This window comes from Ruegeria sp. I1 (assembly GCF_056532675.1).
In genome coordinates this window covers 2,501-6,110 of the sequence record NZ_JBQFNM010000022.1, presented here as the reverse complement: position 1 = coordinate 6,110, position 3,610 = coordinate 2,501, and the positions used below count along the sequence as shown (strand labels likewise).

At 53.2% G+C, this 3,610-nt stretch carries 1 tRNA gene and 2 rRNA genes; all 3 read right to left on the bottom strand.

Annotation, left to right across the window (positions count from 1 at the left end):
* Positions 1–77 (bottom strand) — tRNA-Met (locus tag ACR0DH_RS20105).
* Positions 78–166: 89 nt separating this feature from the next.
* A 5S ribosomal RNA gene (gene rrf, locus ACR0DH_RS20100) occupies positions 167–281 on the bottom strand.
* Between the two features lie 186 nt (positions 282–467).
* Positions 468–3,299 (bottom strand): 23S ribosomal RNA (locus ACR0DH_RS20095).
* Positions 3,300–3,610 lie beyond the last annotated feature (311 nt).

Below are 3,610 nucleotides of genomic sequence, written 5' to 3'. Positions count from 1 at the left end.
TGGTTGCGGGAGCAGGATTTGAACCTGCGACCTTCAGGTTATGAGCCTGACGAGCTACCGGGCTGCTCCATCCCGCGACACTTTGCGTTGGTCTACCGCCTATTCGGCTACTTGAGACCGGGTAGTGTTCTTTTCATCGTATTAGAGAGATATGGGCTTTTACTAGGTTTGGCGGTGACCTACTCTCCCGGGGCTTAAGCCCAAGTACCATTGGCGCGGCAGTGCTTAACTTCCGGGTTCGGGATGGGACCGGGTGTTTCACTTGCGCTATGACCACCAAACCGAGGAAAAGCCCATGTCGACTTTCTTGCGACGCAAGAAAGCGACAGGTGGCAGGCAGCGTATTCGCGAAGCGAATGCGCGTTGCCACTCGGTTGTATAGTCAATCAACAGTGCCGTTTGCGTTGGCACGCGCTGTCCATGTTCAAGGTGTGTATGTCTTTGGTCTTGTCTTTCCATTACTGGATCAAATCAAGCCTATCGGGCGATTAGTACCGGTCAACTGAACGCATTACTGCGCTTACATCTCCGGCCTATTGACGTGGTGGTCTTCCACGGCCCTCAGGGAGACCTTGTTTTGAGGGGGGCTTCCCGCTTAGATGCCTTCAGCGGTTATCCTGTCCGATCATAGCTACCCAGCACTGCCGTTGGCACGACAACTGGTCCACCAGTGGATCGTTCACCCCGGTCCTCTCGTACTAGGGGCAACTCCTCTCAAGTCTCCTACACCCACGGCAGATAGGGACCGAACTGTCTCACGACGTTCTAAACCCAGCTCACGTACCTCTTTAAACGGCGAACAGCCGTACCCTTGGGACCTGCTCCAGCCCCAGGATGAGATGAGCCGACATCGAGGTGCCAAACACTGCCGTCGATATGGACTCTTGGGCAGTATCAGCCTGTTATCCCCGGCGTACCTTTTATCCGTTGAGCGATGGCCCTTCCACTCGGGACCACCGGATCACTATGGCCGTCTTTCGACTCTGCTCGACTTGTCAGTCTTGCAGTCAGGCTGGCTTCTGCCATTGCACTCAACGAGCGATTTCCGACCGCTCTGAGCCAACCTTCGCGCGCCTCCGTTACGCTTTAGGAGGCGACCGCCCCAGTCAAACTACCCGCCACGCAGGGTCCCGGATCCGGATAACGGACCGCGGTTAGACATCAAGAGTGCGAAGGGTGGTATCTCAAGGGAGGCTCCACGGATACTTGCGTTTCCGCTTCAAAGCCTACCACCTATCCTGCACATCACAATCCTGATGCCAGTGCGAAGCTGTAGTAAAGGTGCACGGGGTCTTTCCGTCTAACCGCGGGAAGCCTGCATCTTGACAGGCAATTCAATTTCGCTGAGTCGATGTTGGAGACAGCGGGGAAGTCGTTACGCCATTCGTGCAGGTCGGAACTTACCCGACAAGGAATTTCGCTACCTTAGGACCGTTATAGTTACGGCCGCCGTTTACCTGGGCTTCAATTCAAGGCTCTCACCTCTCCTTTTAACCTTCAGGCACCGGGCAGGCGTCAGACCCTATACGTCGTCTTGCGACTTCGCAGAGCCCTGTGTTTTTAATAAACAGTCGCCACCCCCTGGTTTGTGCCCCCAGCCCCTAGTTGCCTAGGAACCGGGCCTCCTTCTCGCGAACTTACGGAGGTATTTTGCCGAGTTCCTTCAACATCGTTCTCTCAAGCGCCTTGGTATGCTCTACCAGTCCACCTGTGTCGGTTTAGGGTACGGTCTGATGGAGGGCTATTTCCAGGAACCACTCAGCAGCCCAATCAATCCGATAAGATTGAACTACACCTGTGATCCGTCACATCCTCCTGGCCTAGGAATATTAACCTAGTTCCCATCGCCTACGCCTTTCGGCCTCGGCTTAGGGGCCGGCTTACCCTGCTCAGATTAGCTTTAAGCAGGAACCCTTGGACTTTCGGCGAGAGTGTCTCTCACACTCTTTGTCGCTACTCATGTCATCATTCTCACTAGTGATCTCTCCACGGGATCGCTCACGCGCCCGCTTCATCGAAAGCTCCAAATATCCTCCAAGGCGTTCCGAAGAACGCTAAAGAGGATAGGAACTATGTCACACTACGCTCTGCTACCGATGCTTACGCATCCCTAGACTTCGGCTCATGGCTTGAGCCCCGTTACATCTTCGCCGCAGGACAACTTATTTAGACCAGTGAGCTGTTACGCTATCTTTAAAGGATGGCTGCTTCTAAGCCAACCTCCTGGTTGTTTTGGTCGTCCCACCTGCTTTCCCACTTAGCCATGAATTGGGGGCCTTAGTCGTAGGTCAGGGTTGTTTCCCTCTCCACTACGGACGTTAGCATCCGCAGTGTGTCTGCCATCTAGTACTCCCGGGTATTCGGAGTTTGGTTAGGATCAGTAAGCCTGTGGGGCCCCATTACCCATCCAGTGCTCTACCCCCCGGGGTATTCGGATGACGCTCTACCTAAATAGATTTCGCAGAGAACCAGCTATCTCCGAGTTTGATTGGCCTTTCACCCCTAGGCACAGCTCATCCCGATCCTTTTCAACGGATGTGGGTTCGGTCCTCCAGTAAGTGTTACCTTACCTTCAACCTGGCCATGCCTAGATCACTCGGTTTCGGGTCTGATCCCACGAACTCATACGCCCTATTAAGACTCGCTTTCGCTACGCCTACACCTAACGGCTTAAGCTTGCTCGTGAGACCAAGTCGATGACCCATTATACAAAAGGTACGCCGTCAGATCTCGAGGATCCTCCGACTGATTGTAGGCGTTCGGTTTCAGGTACTGTTTCACTCCCCTCGTCGGGGTGCTTTTCACCTTTCCCTCACGGTACTGGTTCGCTATCGGTCAGCAAGGAGTACTTAGCCTTCGAAGGTGGTCCTCCGATCTTCAGACAGAATTTCACGTGTTCCGCCCTACTTAATACGTCCGTCAAAGCTTCCTATACGGGGCTGTCACCCGCTATGGCCATGCTTCCCAACATGTTCTAGTCACTTATCTGGCTCGGCTGGTCCCCGTTCGCTCGCCGCTACTAGGGGAGTATCAATTGATTTCCTTTCCTCCGGGTACTTAGATGTTTCAGTTCCCCGGGTTTGCTCTTAAAACCCTATGTATTCAGGTCTTAAGTACCTGTTTAAACCCCATATTGAGTATCAAAGATAACAATATGAAGCTTTCAGGTGGGTTGCCCCATTCAGAGATCCATGGATCAAAGCTTATTCTCAGCTCCCCATGGCTTATCGCAGAGTATCACGTCTTTCATCGCCTCTTGCTGCCAAGGCATTCACCAAACGCCCTTCTCGCGCTTGATTTGATCCAGAAAAAGAAAGACTTGACCATTTGTCCTACCGCCTATTCGGCTACTTGAGGACGTGAACCCTTTCGGCCTGTCGGCCTGCAGAGTTCGGTCAGATCGATCGTGATCATCCAGCTGGTAACTAAAGATGATCGTTCTTCTGAACCAAAAACATACATTTCCCGCCCCCGCCACTTGGACGAGGACAATTGAGCAACCCCATATGGTCTCCCAGCCGTGCAGCTGATCAACGCGGGTCGCTCGGGTTAGTATATTTGACTTGGACAACTCTGTTCGTTTCGATCGGGATACACGAGACAGGGCCGG